This is a genomic window from Burkholderia sp. BE17 (assembly GCF_009362305.1).
Lineage (GTDB): Bacteria > Pseudomonadota > Gammaproteobacteria > Burkholderiales > Burkholderiaceae > Burkholderia > Burkholderia pyrrocinia_C.
Genome location: NZ_WHNU01000001.1, coordinates 124,771 through 138,368 on the forward strand (window position 1 = coordinate 124,771; position 13,598 = coordinate 138,368).

A 13,598-nucleotide genomic window follows, 5' to 3' on the forward strand; every position below is an offset into this window, starting at 1 on the left:
GTCCTCCGGAAATCATCATTTGAACCGGTTTTTCCACTCCCGCATCAGCGTAAACGCCGCCAGACGATCCGGCACCGTTTCGTGAAGCTCGGCCTCGAGCGTCGCATGGATGGCGGCGCTGTCCGCGCGCATGAACGGGTTCACCGCGCGCTCGTGCGCGATCGTCGTCGGCAGCGTCGGCACGCCGCGCGCGCGCAGCACCTGCGCGTCGTCGCGCCACGCGGCAAGCGCCGCGTTGCCGGGCTCGCACGCGAGCGCAAAGCGGATGTTCGACAGCGTGTATTCGTGTGCGCAATGCACGCGCGTGTCGCCCGGCAGCGCCGCGAGCGCATCGAGCGATGCGAGCATCTGCGCGGGCGTGCCTTCGAACAGGCGGCCGCAGCCGCACGAGAACAGCGTGTCGCCGCAGAACACGTGCGGCACCGCGGCGCCCTGCCCGGCTGCCTGGAAATAGGCGATGTGACCGCGCGTATGACCGGGCACGTCGAGCACGTCGAACCCGACGGCCGGCGCGTCGAGCGTCACGCGATCGCCGCCCGAAAGCGGCCGCGTGACCACGCCGATCGCCTCGGCCGCTGGGCCGTAAACGGTGAGCGGCACATCGGCCGGTTGGCTATTGCGCAGCGCCTCGACACCGCCGACATGGTCGGCGTGATGGTGCGTGAGTAAAATAGCGGTCAACCGCCAGCCTCGTTCGGCAAGAACCCGGCGCACGGGCGCGGCTTCACCCGGATCGACGGCGATCGCATCGCGGCCGTCCGAGACGAGCCAGATATAGTTGTCTTCGAATGCCGGTACCGGCACGTACTCCAGCTCGTTCATGGGCGCGCAATCACCGTTATGCCTGATCGTCAAATTATAGACTGGCCCGCCTGGACCGACTCGCCTCCCGGCCGCTACGTGCTGGACTGGGAGCAGGCGCAGCTCGACCGGATCGTGTCCGACGTCTTCGGGTTCCACGCGCTGCAGCTCGGCCTGCCGCAGCTCGACGCGCTGCGCGAGAACCGCATGCCGTATCGCGGCCTCGTGCTCGATCCGGCGAGCGGCGCGAGCGCGCCGTACCAGTATCCGTGGGCGCGCGAAGCGCACGCGCCGGAGCACGCGCCCGCCGATCGCAGCACGACGTGGTGCGACCTGCTCGACCTGCCGTTCGAGTCGCAGAGCGTGGACCTGATCGTGATGCCGCACACGCTCGAATTCACATCCGACCCGCACCGCCTGCTGCGCGAGGCCGAGCGCGTGCTGATGCCGGAAGGCCAGCTCGTGATCACCGGCTTCAATTCGCTCAGCCTGTGGGGCATGCGGCAATCGTTCGGGCGCATGGCGAACCACCCGTTCGTGCCGGCCACGCGCGACCAGATCGCGTTCATCCGGCTCAAGGACTGGATCAAGCTGCTCGGTTTCGACCTCGAACGCGGCCGCTTCGGCTGCTACCGGCCGCCGCTCGTCACCGACAAGTGGCTGGCCCGCTACGGCTTCATGGAAGCCGCGGGCGACCGCTGGTGGCCGATCTTCGGCGCCGTCTACATGGTGACGGCCGTCAAGCGCGTGCGCGGCATGCGCCTGGTCGGCCAGATCAAGATGAAAAAACCCGTGCTCGCGCCAGGCCTGACGCCCGCGGCCTCCCCGACCACCCATCAAGAACATTCATGACAATCGATACCATCGACATCTATACCGACGGCGCCTGCAAGGGCAACCCCGGCCCCGGCGGCTGGGGCGCACTGATGCGCTACGGCGACCGCGAAAAGGAGCTGTTCGGCGGCGAGCCCAACACGACCAACAACCGCATGGAGCTGATGGGCGTGATCGCCGCGCTCGAGGCGCTGAAGCGGCCGTGCCAGGTGATCGTGCACACCGACTCGCAATACGTGCAGAAAGGCATCAGCGAGTGGATCCACGGCTGGAAGAAGAAAGGCTGGGTCACCGCGGCAAAGACGCCCGTGAAGAACGCCGACCTGTGGAAGCGGCTCGACGCGCTCGTCGCGCAGCACGAGGTCGAGTGGCGCTGGGTCAAGGGTCACGCGGGCCATCCCGAGAACGAGCGCGCGGACGCGCTCGCGAATCGCGGCGTCGAATCGCTCACGGCCTGAATGCCGGCCACTCCCCTGTTTCTTTTGCTTTTCCCGACATGCGCCAGATCATCCTCGATACCGAAACCACCGGCCTGAACGCCCGCACGGGCGACCGCCTCATCGAAATCGGCTGCGTCGAGCTGCTGAACCGGCGGCTCACCGGCAACAACCTGCACTTCTACGTGAACCCCGAGCGCGACAGCGATCCGGGCGCACTGGCCGTGCACGGCCTCACGACCGAATTCCTCAGCGACAAGCCGAAGTTCGCGGAAGTCGCCAGCCAGATCCTCGACTTCGTGAAGGACGCCGAGCTGATCATCCACAACGCACCGTTCGACCTTGGCTTCCTCGACGCCGAATTCGCGCGGCTCGACCTGCCGCCGTTCACCGAACATTGCGGCGGCGTGATCGATACGCTCGTGCAGGCCAAGCAGATGTTCCCCGGCAAGCGCAACTCGCTCGACGCGCTGTGCGACCGCTTCGGCATCAGCAACGCGCACCGGACGCTGCACGGCGCACTGCTCGACTCGGAGCTGCTCGCCGAGGTGTATCTCGCGATGACGCGCGGCCAGGACAGCCTCGTGATCGACATGCTCGACGACGCGGGCGCCGACGGCGGCGCGGCGAACGGCCAGCGCGTGTCGCTCGCCGCGCTCGACCTGGCCGTGGTGGCCGCGAGCGACGACGAGCTCGCCGCGCACCAGGCGCAGCTCGACGAGCTCGACAAATCGGTCAAGGGCGCATGCGTGTGGCGCAAGTCCGCGGACGCCGGCGCCGCCGAGACGGCCTGACGCACGCGGCACGCATTGCGGCCGCGCCTACGTGCGCGGCTACAGCGCGATGACCGCCATCCCGCCGAGCGCAAGCACCGCGCCGGCCACGTCCCAGCGGGTCAGCGCGACACCGTCGACCACCCGCAGCCAGACCAGCGCAACCGCGATATACACGCCGCCATACGCGGCATAGGTGCGCCCCGCAGCGCTCGGGTGCAGCGTCAGCAGCCACGCGAACAGCGCGAGCGACAGCGCGGCCGGCACCAGCAGCCAGGCCGGCCGGCTGCCCTTCAGTACGAGCCACGGCAGGTAACAGCCGACGATTTCGGCCAGCGCGGTGGCGGCGAACAGCGCCGCGATCCTCAGCAGTTCGGTCATCCGGTTCCTCGTGAATTCGCTCCCCGTCTCCGGGGGCTGCACGGCCCTGCCGCGCGCCGCCGATCATACCCGAGCAGGCCGCGCCGGACGCCCCGCCAGACGGGCGTCTCCCGGCAATTTGCACGATCATCCGTCATCGTGCTATCATGTCGCCTGTTTCAACATTCAATCTCTGTCTATTCGATTTCGCGAGAAGTCCGTCCGCGCGTTGCGGGCCGGCGCTTCAACCGAAATTGCACCCACAGGAAAGCCCGCCCGACAGGCCCGCTTTTCTCGTTTCGTTGCCCCATTTCGGGGCGCTTGCCGGAACGCCGGACCTCCGTCCGCACCGGCATCTGCCGCCAGCATCATGCGGCCCATTCTTCATGAGCGCACTGTCGCGACGGCCCATCGGGCCCGCGTCGAAGCAGCCCCTTACTGCCCTTTACCGCCCATTGTGCAGTAAGCGCTTAAAGGTCTGCCCCGACGCGCCGCACGCGACACCGCGCTTGCAGGCAAACCGTGTCGGACGGCCCGCCCGTTCCGGCGCAGTCAAAGGAGTGCATGACCTTGACCGCAACACACGTCAGCCCGACCGCTGCTTCTTCCTCCACTTCGTCCGGCGACGCCCCGCTCGCCGCGGACGACATAACCGTCGTCGACCAGAGCCTGCTCAAGCGCGCCGTCAGCGCGATGGCCATCGGCAATGCGATGGAATGGTTCGACTTCGGCGTGTACAGCTATATCGCCGTCACGCTCGGCAAGGTGTTCTTCCCGTCCAGCAGCCCGTCCGCGCAGCTGCTCGCGACCTTCGGCACGTTCGCGGCCGCGTTCCTCGTGCGTCCGCTCGGCGGCATGGTGTTCGGCCCGCTCGGCGACCGCATTGGCCGCCAGCGCGTGCTCGCCGCGACGATGATCATGATGGCCGTCGGCACCTTCGCGATCGGCCTGATCCCGAGCTACGCGTCGATCGGCATCATGGCGCCCGTGCTGCTGCTCGTCGCGCGCCTCGTGCAGGGTTTCTCGACCGGCGGCGAATACGGCGGCGCGGCCACCTTCATCGCCGAATTCTCGACCGACAAGCGCCGCGGCTTCATGGGCAGCTTCCTCGAGTTCGGCACGCTGATCGGTTATGTGATGGGTGCGGGCGTCGTCGCGCTGCTGACCGCATCGCTGTCGCAGGAAGCGCTGCTGTCGTGGGGCTGGCGCGTACCGTTCCTGATCGCCGGCCCGCTCGGCCTGATCGGCCTCTACATCCGGATGAAGCTCGAGGAAACGCCCGCGTTCAAGCGCCAGGCCGAAGAGCGCGAAGCGCAGGACAAGGCCGTGCCGAAGGCGCGCTTCCGCGAAACGCTGATGCGCAACTGGCGCGCGCTGCTGCTGTGCGTCGGCCTCGTGCTGATCTTCAACGTGACCGACTACATGGTGCTGTCGTACCTGCCGAGCTTCATGTCGTCGACGCTGCACTTCGACGAATCGCACAGCCTCGTGCTGGTGCTGCTCGTGATGGTGCTGATGATGCCGATGACGCTCTATGCCGGCCGCCTGTCCGACCGGATCGGCCGCAAGCCGGTGATGCTCGCCGGCTGTGTCGGGCTGCTCGTGCTGTCGATCCCGTCGATGATGCTGATCCACACGGGCACCACGGCGTCGGTGTTCGGCGGCCTGCTGATCCTCGGCGTGCTGCTGTCCTGCTTCACCGGCGTGATGCCGTCGGCGCTGCCGGCGCTGTTCCCGACCGAGATCCGCTACGGCGCGCTCGCGATCGGCTTCAACGTGTCGGTATCGCTGTTCGGCGGCACGACGCCGCTGATGACCGCGTGGCTCGTCGACGTGACGCACAACCTGATGATGCCCGCGTACTACATGATGGGCGCCGCCGTGATCGGCATCGTGTCGGTCGTCGCGCTCGCGGAAACCGCGCGCCAGCCGCTCAAGGGCTCGCCGCCGGCCGTCGCGACGCGCCGCGAAGCGCACCAGCTCGCGCGCCAGCTGCGCGAGGAGGACGACTCGGAGATGTACAGCGTCGTGTCGCCCGCACGCGCCTGAGCGTCGCCCATGAAAAAGCCCCGGCCGAAGCCGGGGCCCGATCGAATCCGATCCGCCCGACCGGCTTGCGCCGGCCGGGCTTTTTTTCATCCCTTGGCCGCGAGCGCCCTCATGCGTGCGCTTCGCCGTGACGGCAGAAGATCAGCGCACGCGAGCGAGACACCGCCGCCTGCGCGCCGCGTGCCGCGACGATCAGCCCGACCTGGCCGAGATTGAAATCGCGCTCGACCATCAACTGCGTCAGCGCGGCAAGCGGCAACACGACGGACGGGTGGTACAGGCTTGATTCGATCAGGGCTTTCATCATCGGCTCCATCTGGCAATGCGTGATTCGATGGAGTGGATTCTAGGGACCGGCCGCTTCCGGATAAACGGCGCGAATGCGAAGTCACTTGTCGGCCACCGAGAACAATCGGCGGCGGCTTGCCTGGCGGCGCCAGGCGGCCGGCCGGCAACGGCGTGGGGCGGCCTCGCGCCCCGCCGCCAAGGGCCGCCACGCCTAGACGAGCGGCGTTTCGACGAACGCCGGCAGCGCTTCCGCGCGCGCCGAATGCGCGGCGAGCGCCGGATAGCGGGCCGGATCGATCCGCGCGAGCACCGGGTAATCGGCCGCCATGAACTGCGTGAAGCGCCACGCCACCGCGACCGTCACGTCGGACTGCAGCAGGCGCGCGCCGCCGAACCAGCCGTTCGCGGCCACGACGAGCGGCTCCAGTTCGCCGTACGCGCCCTCGAGCTGGCTCAGCACGCGCTCGATCCACGGCGCGTGCTGCTTGTCGGACGGGCGCAGCGCCTGTTCGTAGACGATCTGCACGGTCTTCTCGGCCGCCGCCAGCGCGAAACCGACCGGCACGAGCGCGCGCAGCCGCGCGTCGGCGGCGTCGGGCAGCAGGCGCCGCTCCGGCGCGACCAGGTGATCGAGATAGTCGACGATCAGCGACGAATCGATCAGCGTCGCGCCATCGTCGGTTATGAGCGTCGGCGCCTTGACGACCGGGTTGACCGCCCTGAACTGCTCGAAATGACGGAACACCGAGATCGACTCGTGTTCGAACGGCAGGTCGAGCAGCTTCGCCGAAATGGCGACACGGCGCACGAACGGGGAATCCAGCATGCCGATCAGCTTCATCGCAAACGCTCCGCTTGAGGGGAATGGGACCGATGACTGTAGCAGCGTCGCGAGCCGCCGCCTAGCGTGCTCGCGCGCGCTTGCGCTTGATACGCATCCGCCGGCAGCGCACCAAGCCCCCGCTACCGGGCCACAGTGGCCATAATGCAGATTCACGCCTCTTCCGCCCCAAGGTCCGCCATGTGGTATGCCCTCGTCGAGCAGCAGCGGGAATGGATGCGCGCCTGGCGCGCGGCGACGCGGCACGCGTTCGATGCGTGGCCCGCGGCGACGCTGCCGCACGCCGCGTCGTCGTGTTATGACGACCTGTTCGAGCCGCTGATCGGGCAGCCGGCCCGGCCGCCGAGCTTCGACATCGAGCGCCCCGCCATCGGCGAGCGGATCGCCGCGCGCACGCCGTTCTGCGACCTGCGGCGCTTCACGCGTGCCGACGCGCAGCGCACGGTGCTGCTGTGCGCGCCGCTCGCCGGGCACGCGGCCGTGATCATGCGGGAAACCGTCGAGACGCTGCTCGCCGACGGCGACGTGTGCGTGACCGACTGGCGCAATGCGCGCGACGTGCCGCTCGCGGCGGGCCGCTTCGGGCTCGACGAGTATGTCGCGACGCTCGACGGCTTCGTCGACGGGCTCGCGCTCGACGATCGGCCGCTGCACGTCGTCGCCGTGTGCCAGGCGACCGTGCCCGCGCTCGGCGCGCTCGCGCTGCGCGCGGCCCGCGGCCTCGCGCCGCCCGCGAGCATCACGCTGATCGGCGGCCCGCTCGACGCGCGCCTGAATCCGAGCGCGCTCGGCACCGCGGCAGCCACCCGCTCGCTCGGCTGGTGCCGCCGCCACCTGATCGACATCGTGCCGCCCGGCTTCGCGGGGCACGGCCGCCAGGTGTTCCCGACCTATCTCCAGCAGGGCGAGATCGCGCTGATGTACCCGCAGCGTTTCATGTCGCTGGTCGAGGCGTACGCGCTGGCCGCGTCGCGCTTCGACATGACCGCGCTCGCCGGTGCGCGGCGCGCGCTGCTCGAGTACACGGCGCTGCTCGACATGCCGGCCGAGTATTTCCTCGACACGGTCGACATCGTGTTCCAGCGCATGTGCCTCGCGAACGGCACGTGGGATGTGGGCGGCCGGCGCGTCGAGCCGGCCGCGCTGCGCGGCGTCACGCTGCTGACCGTCGAAGGCCGCTGCGACGCGGTCACGGGCGCCGGCCAGACGCACGCGGCACTCGACATGTGCAGCGGCCTCACGGCCGACGAGCGCTATCGCATCGATATCGACGATTGCGATCACTACGGGCTGTTTACCGGCGTGCGCTGGCGCGGCAATGTCCATCCGATGCTGCAGCGCGTGTTCGCGCTGGCCGAGGCCGGCCGCCCTCGCCCGCGCTCGCGCCGGATCAGGCGGGCGTGATGCCGCGTTGCGTGCGGGCCGCGTCGAGCAACGTCCGCACCTCGTCGTCGCTCGTCTGCTCGAAGCGTGCGTAGAACTGGCTGATCCCGAAGAACGACAGCGGCTGCGATACCGTGACGAACGCGTCGGCCAGGTCGTCGAACGCATGCTGCGCGCCCGCCGGCGCGACCGGCGCAGCCGCCACGACGCGCGCCGGGTGCCGCTCGCGCAGCGCCTGCAGCGCGACACGCATCGACGCGCCGGTCGCAACGCCGTCGTCGACGACGATCGCGATGCGCCCGTCGACCGGCAGCGGCGGCGCGGCGCCGCGATACAGCGCTTCGCGGCGATGCAGTTCGGCCGTCTCGCGCACGATCACGTCGGCGAGCTGCGCGTCGGTCACGCCCATCGAACGGATCACGGAACGCTGCAGATGCATCGCGCCACCCGTTGCGATCGCGCCCATCGCGAGCTCGGGCTCGCACGGCACACCGAGCTTGCGCACGACCAGCACGTCGAGCGGCGCGCGCAGCGCGCAGGCGACCGGATACGCGACGGGCACGCCGCCGCGCGGCAACGCGAGCACGACGACGTCGCTACGCCCCGCGTAGTCGCTCAGCGCGCCGGCCAATTGGCGGCCCGCATCGGCGCGATCTGCAAAATACTCGGTCACGATCGGCTCCCTGCCGCTGCGCCGGATACGCGAAACCCGCGCCGACGCCTGTCAACGAGCATGGTTCATCGGCGGCGCCGATGCAAGGGGGGTCACACCGGCGTGCGCGGCGCCGAAGGAAAGGGTCAGAGGCCGCTGGCCTGCCGGTACAGCCGCCAGAACGACTGCGCGTAGGATTGCGCAAGCTCGGGCGCGCGCTGGAACACGTTCATTGTCTCGGCATGCGCGGCAGCGCCGTCGGACAGCGTCGTCAGCGCGACGCTGTCGTCGACGATCACGAAGCGCGGCGCGGGATCGCCGTGCCGCGAATCGATCGCCACGTCGATGCCCGCGGATTTCAGATAACCTGCGCCGCTGGTCTTGCCCGCGCGCGGCGAGCGCACCAGCACGACGCGCACCTCGATCCCTCGCGCACGGGCCGCGCGCAGCGCGCTCGCGACGGCGGGCGGCACATGCGTGTAGCCGGCCAGCAGCACGCGGCGCTGCGCCTGCTCGATCAGGTCGACGGTCGCGTCGGCTGCCGCGTTGTCATACGAAAAGTACGTGCCGACCGATGCGGCATCGGACGGAATCAGGCTGGCGTGGGCGCTCGCCGCGCAGCAAAGCGCGGCGAGAAGGAAGGCGGCTGGTCTCATGGCGGGCGCAATTGTAGCGATGCCAATTCGCGTGGCAAGCGCCGGCTGCAACGCTGCTGCGCCGACGCAACACACAGTGCGGAACGGGTGCCCGGCGGGTATGTTTCCGGCCGGTTTTCGGGGCGCCGGTCAGCCGGCCGCGACGCGCGCGAGCCAGCTCGTCACGCCGTCGACGGAACGGAAATCCGCGAGGCTGCGCGCCGGCAGCGCGGGATACGCGCCGCCTGCCATCTCGGCCAGCGCGCGCCCGGGGCCGAGTTCGAGAAACGCGGTCGCGCCGGCCTCCACGCAGGCAGCGAGACAGGCCGCCCACTCGACCGGCTCCGCGATCTGCCGCGCGAGCTTGTCGAGGCCCGCGTCGACGTCGAGCACCGATGCGCCGTCGATGCCCGAAAACAACCGCGTGCCGGGCAGCGGCCGGCGCACGCGCACCGCGGCAAGCGACGCGCGAAATACCGGCACGGCCGCCGCGAGCCGGCGCGTGTGCGACGCGATCCGCACACACACTGGCGCAACGCGCAGCGCACCGGCGCGCGCCGCATCGTCGGCCACCGCATCGACATCGGCCTGCCGCCCCGCGACCACGAAGGCGTCGCCGGGGTTCGCGATCGCGATCGCCGCGTCGCGACCGTCGCATAACTGCGCAAGCTCCTCGCGCGTCAGGCCGCGCACGAACGCCATCCGCTCGTCGCCGCCGCTCGCCGCATCCATCGCGCGTGCGCGCGCGTCGGCCAGGTCGAGCGCGTCGTGCGAATCGATCATCCCCGCGACGCTCCACGACGCGACCTCGCCGACGCTGTAGCCCGCGACGCAGCGCCGGCGCGGCCACGCCGCGTCGAGCAGCGCGGCCGCCGCAAGCGCCTGGACCGTGCAGAGGATCTGCGCGGCGCGATTCTCGCTCAGCGCGTCCGGGCCGGCCTGCCGGACCCACATGCGCGGATCGTCGCCGAGGAGCCGGCCGGCGTGCGCGAACCATGCATCGGCCTGCGGCGCCGCGCCCGTCAGGTCGAACATGTCGGCGCGCTGCGCGCCTTGTCCCGAACAGAGGATCGCCAGCGTCATCGCGCGCTCCCGTCGACTTCGAGCGCATCGACGAATACGCTCATCGCGAGCAGGTCGGCCGCGCCGCCCGGGCTCAGCCGGCGCGCAACGAACGCACGATGCGCGGCCGCCGCGCGCAGCCGCCAGTCGCGCGCGCGCACGCCGCCGCGGGCAACGAACGCGCGTGCGGTCGCCCGCGCGAAATCGAGGCCGGCCTGCCCGCCCCGGTGCAGCAGGTTCGTATCGTCGAGCGCGGCGATCAGCGCGAAACACGCGGCGACGCGCGCGGCTTCCGGGTCGTCCGGCAGGTCGCGCATCGCACGGCGCAGCGCGGGCAGCCCGATCGCGTATACGGTCGTGAAACCTTCGGCCGCCTCGCGACGCGCGCCGCCGACACCGTAGCGTCGGCTCGCGCGCTCGCCGTGGCTGTCCGGCAAGCGCGGGCCGCCGAGAATCTCGGTGCCCCAGCGGCGGGAGACAAACGCGCCGAGCGTCATTCCGCCCGGCACTGCCCCCGGCATCGCACGCCGGCCTGCGGCCGCGCACAGCAGCCCGAGCCCGAAGATCGCGCCGCGATGCGTATTGACGCCGCCGGTCGCGGCGAGCATCGCATGCTCGGCACGCAGACCGATCTTGCGCAGCACGGCCATGTCCGCATCGCGCGCGCCCGCGTCGGCGAGTTCCGCGAAATAAGGCCGCAGCACGGCGGCGCTGCGCGCGAACGTCGCGGCATCCATGTCCGAATGACTGCCGGTGTCGACGTGGCTGACGAGCCCCGGCTTCGGATAGGTGTCGATCTCGAGCACGAGGCTGCGCTCGGCCAGCTCGGCGATGCACTCCGCAGCGGACGGCGCCGGTACGCGGCAGGCGGCCCATGCGCTCATCGCGCATCTCCGGTGAAGGCGCCGGCAGGCATCAGTTCGACGGCGATCGCGGTCTTGACCGCGACTTCGGGCAGCCGCGCGTGCAGTTCGCGCCAGTTGACGCCCGCGCCGTCATCACGCAGCAGCTCGCCGTCGATGCGCATCGGCGCGCGCGCGTCGATCGCCGCGAGGCCGTCGAGCAGCGGTGCGAGCGACGCGGCATGCGGCAGCGGAAACACGATGTCGAGATCGGACGACTCGCTCAGGTAGCGCTCGCCCGTCAGTGCCTGCCACGCGAGGCTGCCGAACACGCGGCCCTGCACGCCGCAGCGTGCGCCGAGCGCATCGAGCTCGCGCAACGGCGCGTGCCATGCGTCGGGCGCGGCGCCGAGCACGTCGGCCAGCGCGGGCAGCGGGCCGACCGTCGCGAGCGCGTCGGCGGCAACCTTCAGCGCGATGCGCCGCTTGCCCGCGGCAGGCGGCAGCGGCAAGCCGAGCGGTACGCGGCCGGCATCGGCCTCGTCCGGCGACGCGCGGCGCACGATCAGCGGCCAGCCGTGTTCGGCCCAAGCGCGCACGAGCGGATCGGCCGCGAGCGCGGGATCGCGCGCGAATGCCGCGCCCCACCCCGCCGCCGTCAGCGTGACGAGCGTGTGGCGGCGCAGCGGCATCTCAGCGTGCGGCACGCGCGAGTTCCTCGACACGCCGCGCGACGTCGGCCGCGACCGGCCGGCCGCGCGCCGCGCGCCGGTCGATGCGGTCGGCCGGCTTGCCGAGCCATTCGCCGACCTGCGCATCGAGCGCGCGGGACGGATCGAGCACGGCATCGACAGCGCCCATCTTCACGAGATTGTCGAGCCCGGGCGCGAACACGGCCGTCGAGCGCGCCATCTCCTTCAGCACGTCGATCGGCAGCTTGGTCACGCGCGACATCGACGGCAGGTCCATCACCTCCGGCTCGGCGCCCGGCACCGCGAGCAGCGTGCGCGTCGCGAGCGCGGTCGCGATGAATGCGCCCGCGGCCGTATGGCCGTACAGCACGCCGATCGTCCGGTGCCCGGCGAGATCCGCGTGCATCAGGCACTTCGCGAGATGCGACAGCCCTTCGTTCAGGCCGAGCAGCTCGTCGCGCTTGCTCATCCGCTGGCTGTCGCTGTCGACGAGCACGAGGATCGGCGTGTCGCCGCCGCGCGCGATCGTGTCGAGCACGCGCGATGCAAGCGTCAGCGCCTCGTCGATGCCGAACGGCAAACGGTCGGCGACACCGATCACGTCGACGCGCGTGCCGGCCAGTTCCGCGTGGCCCGTCAGCAGGCCGCCGGTGCGCGCGATCGAATGGCCTTCGGGAAACAGCGAGTTCAGGACTTCATCGAGCGTCATGCGGGCTCTCCTGCAATTGATCCGCGAGCGTCGCGAATGTGTCGTCCGGCATGCCCGGAATCGCTTCCGGCGCGTCTGCACCGAGCGCACGCCATACGTCGAGCGCATCCTTGCATGCGCCGAACCGTTCGACACGCGCTTCGAGGCGCGCCTGTTCGGCACGCAGCATCGCCGCATCGAACTTCGGCGCACGGCCGATCAGGTCGAGCGCCGCCGCGCGGAACGCATCGGGCGTATCGGCGACATAACGGTCGGCACCGCCGATCAGCCGCCGGTGTTTGCCGCCCATCGTGCGCCAGATCAGCGCGCGGTCCTTCGCGTCGAATTCCTCGACGCCGCGATTCGTCTCGATCACTTCGGGGCCCGACACGCTGATGCGGCCCTGCTCCGACACCGCGAGCGCCGAACAGCACGCGGCGAGCAACCCGCCGCCGCCGTAGCAGCCCGCGCGCCCGCCGATCAGCCCGATCACCGGCACGCCGGCCGCGCGCGCGTCGACGAGCGCACGCATGATCTCGGCAATCGCCAGCTCGCCCGCGTTCGCTTCCTGCAGCCGCACGCCACCCGTATCGAACAGGATCAGCACCGGCTTGCCGACTTCGCGCGCGGCGCGCAGCAAGCCGGTGAGCTTCGCGCCGTGCACTTCGCCGAACGCACCGCCCATGAAGCGGCCTTCCTGCGCGGCGACGAATACCGCCTGGCCGTCGAGCCGGCCGTGGCCGACCACCATCCCGTCGTCGAACTGCTGCGGCAGGTCGAACAGCGGCAGGTGCGGGCTCGTCACACGTTCGGCCGGCCCGAGGAATTCGCTGAAGCTGCCCGCGTCGAGCAGCCCGTCGATGCGCTGCCGCGCCGACGCTTCGTACCAGCTCGCGCCGTTCGCGACGAACGCGGGCGCATCGTGGATCACGTCGGTCATCATGCGTCCCCCTCGATCGCGCGCACGGCCTGCGCGAGCCGCAGCGACACCATGTCGGGCCGCGCGCCGCCGTCGTTGATCGACAGCTTCAGGCCGCCCGGCGTGCGCCGCTCGACGAAATCCGATACGACGGCCTGCCACACCGCGCCGAAGCCGACGGCCGCGGTGCGGATGTCGATCTCGCATTCGTTGCCCGGCAGCACGCGCTCGACGAGCACTTCGAGATTGCCGGACGCGACCACGCCGACGAGCGCCGCGGCCAGTTCGCCCTTCGCGCGCCCGCGCGCGGTGAAGCGATAGTTCAACTGTTCCATGCCCTCT

General features: G+C 70.5%; 17 protein-coding genes. 5 read left to right on the forward strand and 12 right to left on the reverse strand.

All coding sequences use genetic code 11. The features are described from left to right. Nucleotides 1–15: 15 nt before the first annotated feature. Complete coding sequence (gloB, locus tag GD429_RS00545) at nt 16–822, reverse strand: hydroxyacylglutathione hydrolase (RefSeq protein WP_152855223.1); 807 nt, start codon at nt 820–822, stop codon at nt 16–18. Between the two features lie 18 nt (nt 823–840). Here gloB and GD429_RS00550 point away from each other — a divergent pair, with 18 nt between their 5' ends. From GD429_RS00550 to dnaQ, 3 genes are read left to right on the forward strand one after another with little or no spacing between them, the layout of a single operon-like run. Further along, a complete protein-coding gene (locus tag GD429_RS00550; protein ID WP_152855224.1) occupies nt 841–1,653 on the forward strand; it encodes a class I SAM-dependent methyltransferase in 813 nt (270 codons plus the stop codon). Then, nucleotides 1,650–2,093 (forward strand): ribonuclease HI, encoded by a 444-nt coding sequence (rnhA, locus tag GD429_RS00555; RefSeq protein WP_072435875.1) that lies wholly within the window; start codon nt 1,650–1,652, stop codon nt 2,091–2,093. The genes GD429_RS00550 and rnhA overlap by 4 nt, the downstream gene beginning before the upstream one ends. 38 nt (nt 2,094–2,131) lie before the next feature. Then, entirely contained in the window at nt 2,132–2,866 is a 735-nt protein-coding gene (gene dnaQ / locus GD429_RS00560; RefSeq protein ID WP_152855225.1) for a DNA polymerase III subunit epsilon, read from the forward strand. Between the two features lie 39 nt (nt 2,867–2,905). On the opposite strand, the gene GD429_RS00565 is transcribed toward dnaQ, so the two are convergent. Continuing rightward, the gene (locus GD429_RS00565) at nt 2,906–3,226 is read right to left on the reverse strand and encodes a YnfA family protein (protein WP_152855226.1); all 321 of its coding nucleotides are present in this window, start codon (nt 3,224–3,226) and stop codon (nt 2,906–2,908) included. 543 nt (nt 3,227–3,769) lie between these two features. Between GD429_RS00565 and proP the strand changes: the two genes are divergently transcribed. Continuing rightward, the gene (gene proP, locus GD429_RS00575; protein ID WP_152855227.1) at nt 3,770–5,254 is read left to right on the forward strand and encodes a glycine betaine/L-proline transporter ProP; all 1,485 of its coding nucleotides are present in this window, start codon (nt 3,770–3,772) and stop codon (nt 5,252–5,254) included. Between the two features lie 109 nt (nt 5,255–5,363). On the opposite strand, the gene GD429_RS00580 is transcribed toward proP, so the two are convergent. Both GD429_RS00580 and GD429_RS00585 read right to left on the reverse strand, forming a co-directional pair. Continuing rightward, on the reverse strand, nt 5,364–5,561 hold the full coding sequence (locus tag GD429_RS00580) for a hypothetical protein (protein ID WP_111017951.1): 198 nt from the start codon (nt 5,559–5,561) through the stop codon (nt 5,364–5,366). A 192-nt stretch (nt 5,562–5,753) separates the two neighbouring features. Beyond that, complete coding sequence (locus GD429_RS00585) at nt 5,754–6,383, reverse strand: glutathione S-transferase family protein (RefSeq protein WP_152855228.1); 630 nt, start codon at nt 6,381–6,383, stop codon at nt 5,754–5,756. 180 nt (nt 6,384–6,563) lie between these two features. Here GD429_RS00585 and GD429_RS00590 point away from each other — a divergent pair, with 180 nt between their 5' ends. Further along, entirely contained in the window at nt 6,564–7,787 is a 1,224-nt protein-coding gene (locus GD429_RS00590; RefSeq protein WP_152855229.1) for a polyhydroxyalkanoate depolymerase, read from the forward strand. Here GD429_RS00590 and GD429_RS00595 read toward each other — a convergent pair. The 8 genes from GD429_RS00595 to mdcC all read right to left on the reverse strand — a co-directional run bounded on the left by GD429_RS00595 (nt 7,774) and on the right by mdcC (nt 13,591). Further along, the gene (locus GD429_RS00595) at nt 7,774–8,439 is read right to left on the reverse strand and encodes a phosphoribosyltransferase (protein ID WP_321574306.1); all 666 of its coding nucleotides are present in this window, start codon (nt 8,437–8,439) and stop codon (nt 7,774–7,776) included. The two genes, GD429_RS00590 and GD429_RS00595, sit on opposite strands and share 14 nt — an antisense overlap. 125 nt (nt 8,440–8,564) lie before the next feature. After that, the gene (locus tag GD429_RS00600) at nt 8,565–9,086 is read right to left on the reverse strand and encodes a phospholipase D-like domain-containing protein (protein WP_174419086.1); all 522 of its coding nucleotides are present in this window, start codon (nt 9,084–9,086) and stop codon (nt 8,565–8,567) included. Nucleotides 9,087–9,203: 117 nt separating this feature from the next. Continuing rightward, a complete protein-coding gene (mdcH, locus tag GD429_RS00605) occupies nt 9,204–10,136 on the reverse strand; it encodes a malonate decarboxylase subunit epsilon (protein WP_152855231.1) in 933 nt (310 codons plus the stop codon). Continuing rightward, complete coding sequence (mdcB, locus tag GD429_RS00610) at nt 10,133–10,999, reverse strand: triphosphoribosyl-dephospho-CoA synthase MdcB (RefSeq protein ID WP_152855232.1); 867 nt, start codon at nt 10,997–10,999, stop codon at nt 10,133–10,135. The genes mdcH and mdcB overlap by 4 nt, the downstream gene beginning before the upstream one ends. Next, nucleotides 10,996–11,664: a malonate decarboxylase holo-[acyl-carrier-protein] synthase gene (mdcG, locus tag GD429_RS00615; RefSeq protein WP_321574309.1), complete on the reverse strand. Its 669-nt coding sequence runs from the start codon at nt 11,662–11,664 to the stop codon at nt 10,996–10,998. Before mdcG ends, mdcB begins: the two co-directional genes overlap by 4 nt. Further along, a complete protein-coding gene (mdcE, locus tag GD429_RS00620; protein WP_152855233.1) occupies nt 11,651–12,358 on the reverse strand; it encodes a biotin-independent malonate decarboxylase subunit gamma in 708 nt (235 codons plus the stop codon). Before mdcE ends, mdcG begins: the two co-directional genes overlap by 14 nt. Then, complete coding sequence (locus GD429_RS00625) at nt 12,345–13,280, reverse strand: biotin-independent malonate decarboxylase subunit beta (protein WP_152855234.1); 936 nt, start codon at nt 13,278–13,280, stop codon at nt 12,345–12,347. The genes mdcE and GD429_RS00625 overlap by 14 nt, the downstream gene beginning before the upstream one ends. Continuing rightward, nucleotides 13,277–13,591 carry a malonate decarboxylase acyl carrier protein gene (gene mdcC, locus GD429_RS00630; RefSeq protein ID WP_152855235.1) on the reverse strand — a complete coding sequence of 105 codons (315 nt, stop codon included), beginning with the start codon at nt 13,589–13,591 and terminating at the stop codon, nt 13,277–13,279. Before mdcC ends, GD429_RS00625 begins: the two co-directional genes overlap by 4 nt. Nucleotides 13,592–13,598 lie beyond the last annotated feature (7 nt).

What these genes read in the sequence shown, in the direction of transcription:
- gloB (WP_152855223.1), bottom strand. Translation starts at nt 822, where the DNA reads ATGAACGAGCTGGAGTACGTGCCGGTACCGGCATTCGAAGACAACTAT.
- GD429_RS00550 (WP_152855224.1), top strand. Translation starts at nt 841, where the DNA reads ATGCCTGATCGTCAAATTATAGACTGGCCCGCCTGGACCGACTCGCCT.
- rnhA (WP_072435875.1), top strand. Translation starts at nt 1,650, where the DNA reads ATGACAATCGATACCATCGACATCTATACCGACGGCGCCTGCAAGGGC.
- dnaQ (WP_152855225.1), top strand. Translation starts at nt 2,132, where the DNA reads ATGCGCCAGATCATCCTCGATACCGAAACCACCGGCCTGAACGCCCGC.
- GD429_RS00565 (WP_152855226.1), bottom strand. Translation starts at nt 3,226, where the DNA reads ATGACCGAACTGCTGAGGATCGCGGCGCTGTTCGCCGCCACCGCGCTG.
- proP (WP_152855227.1), top strand. Translation starts at nt 3,770, where the DNA reads ATGACCTTGACCGCAACACACGTCAGCCCGACCGCTGCTTCTTCCTCC.
- GD429_RS00580 (WP_111017951.1), bottom strand. Translation starts at nt 5,561, where the DNA reads ATGATGAAAGCCCTGATCGAATCAAGCCTGTACCACCCGTCCGTCGTG.
- GD429_RS00585 (WP_152855228.1), bottom strand. Translation starts at nt 6,383, where the DNA reads ATGAAGCTGATCGGCATGCTGGATTCCCCGTTCGTGCGCCGTGTCGCC.
- GD429_RS00590 (WP_152855229.1), top strand. Translation starts at nt 6,564, where the DNA reads ATGTGGTATGCCCTCGTCGAGCAGCAGCGGGAATGGATGCGCGCCTGG.
- mdcH (WP_152855231.1), bottom strand. Translation starts at nt 10,136, where the DNA reads ATGACGCTGGCGATCCTCTGTTCGGGACAAGGCGCGCAGCGCGCCGAC.
- mdcB (WP_152855232.1), bottom strand. Translation starts at nt 10,999, where the DNA reads ATGAGCGCATGGGCCGCCTGCCGCGTACCGGCGCCGTCCGCTGCGGAG.
- mdcE (WP_152855233.1), bottom strand. Translation starts at nt 12,358, where the DNA reads ATGACGCTCGATGAAGTCCTGAACTCGCTGTTTCCCGAAGGCCATTCG.
- GD429_RS00625 (WP_152855234.1), bottom strand. Translation starts at nt 13,280, where the DNA reads ATGATGACCGACGTGATCCACGATGCGCCCGCGTTCGTCGCGAACGGC.
- mdcC (WP_152855235.1), bottom strand. Translation starts at nt 13,591, where the DNA reads ATGGAACAGTTGAACTATCGCTTCACCGCGCGCGGGCGCGCGAAGGGC.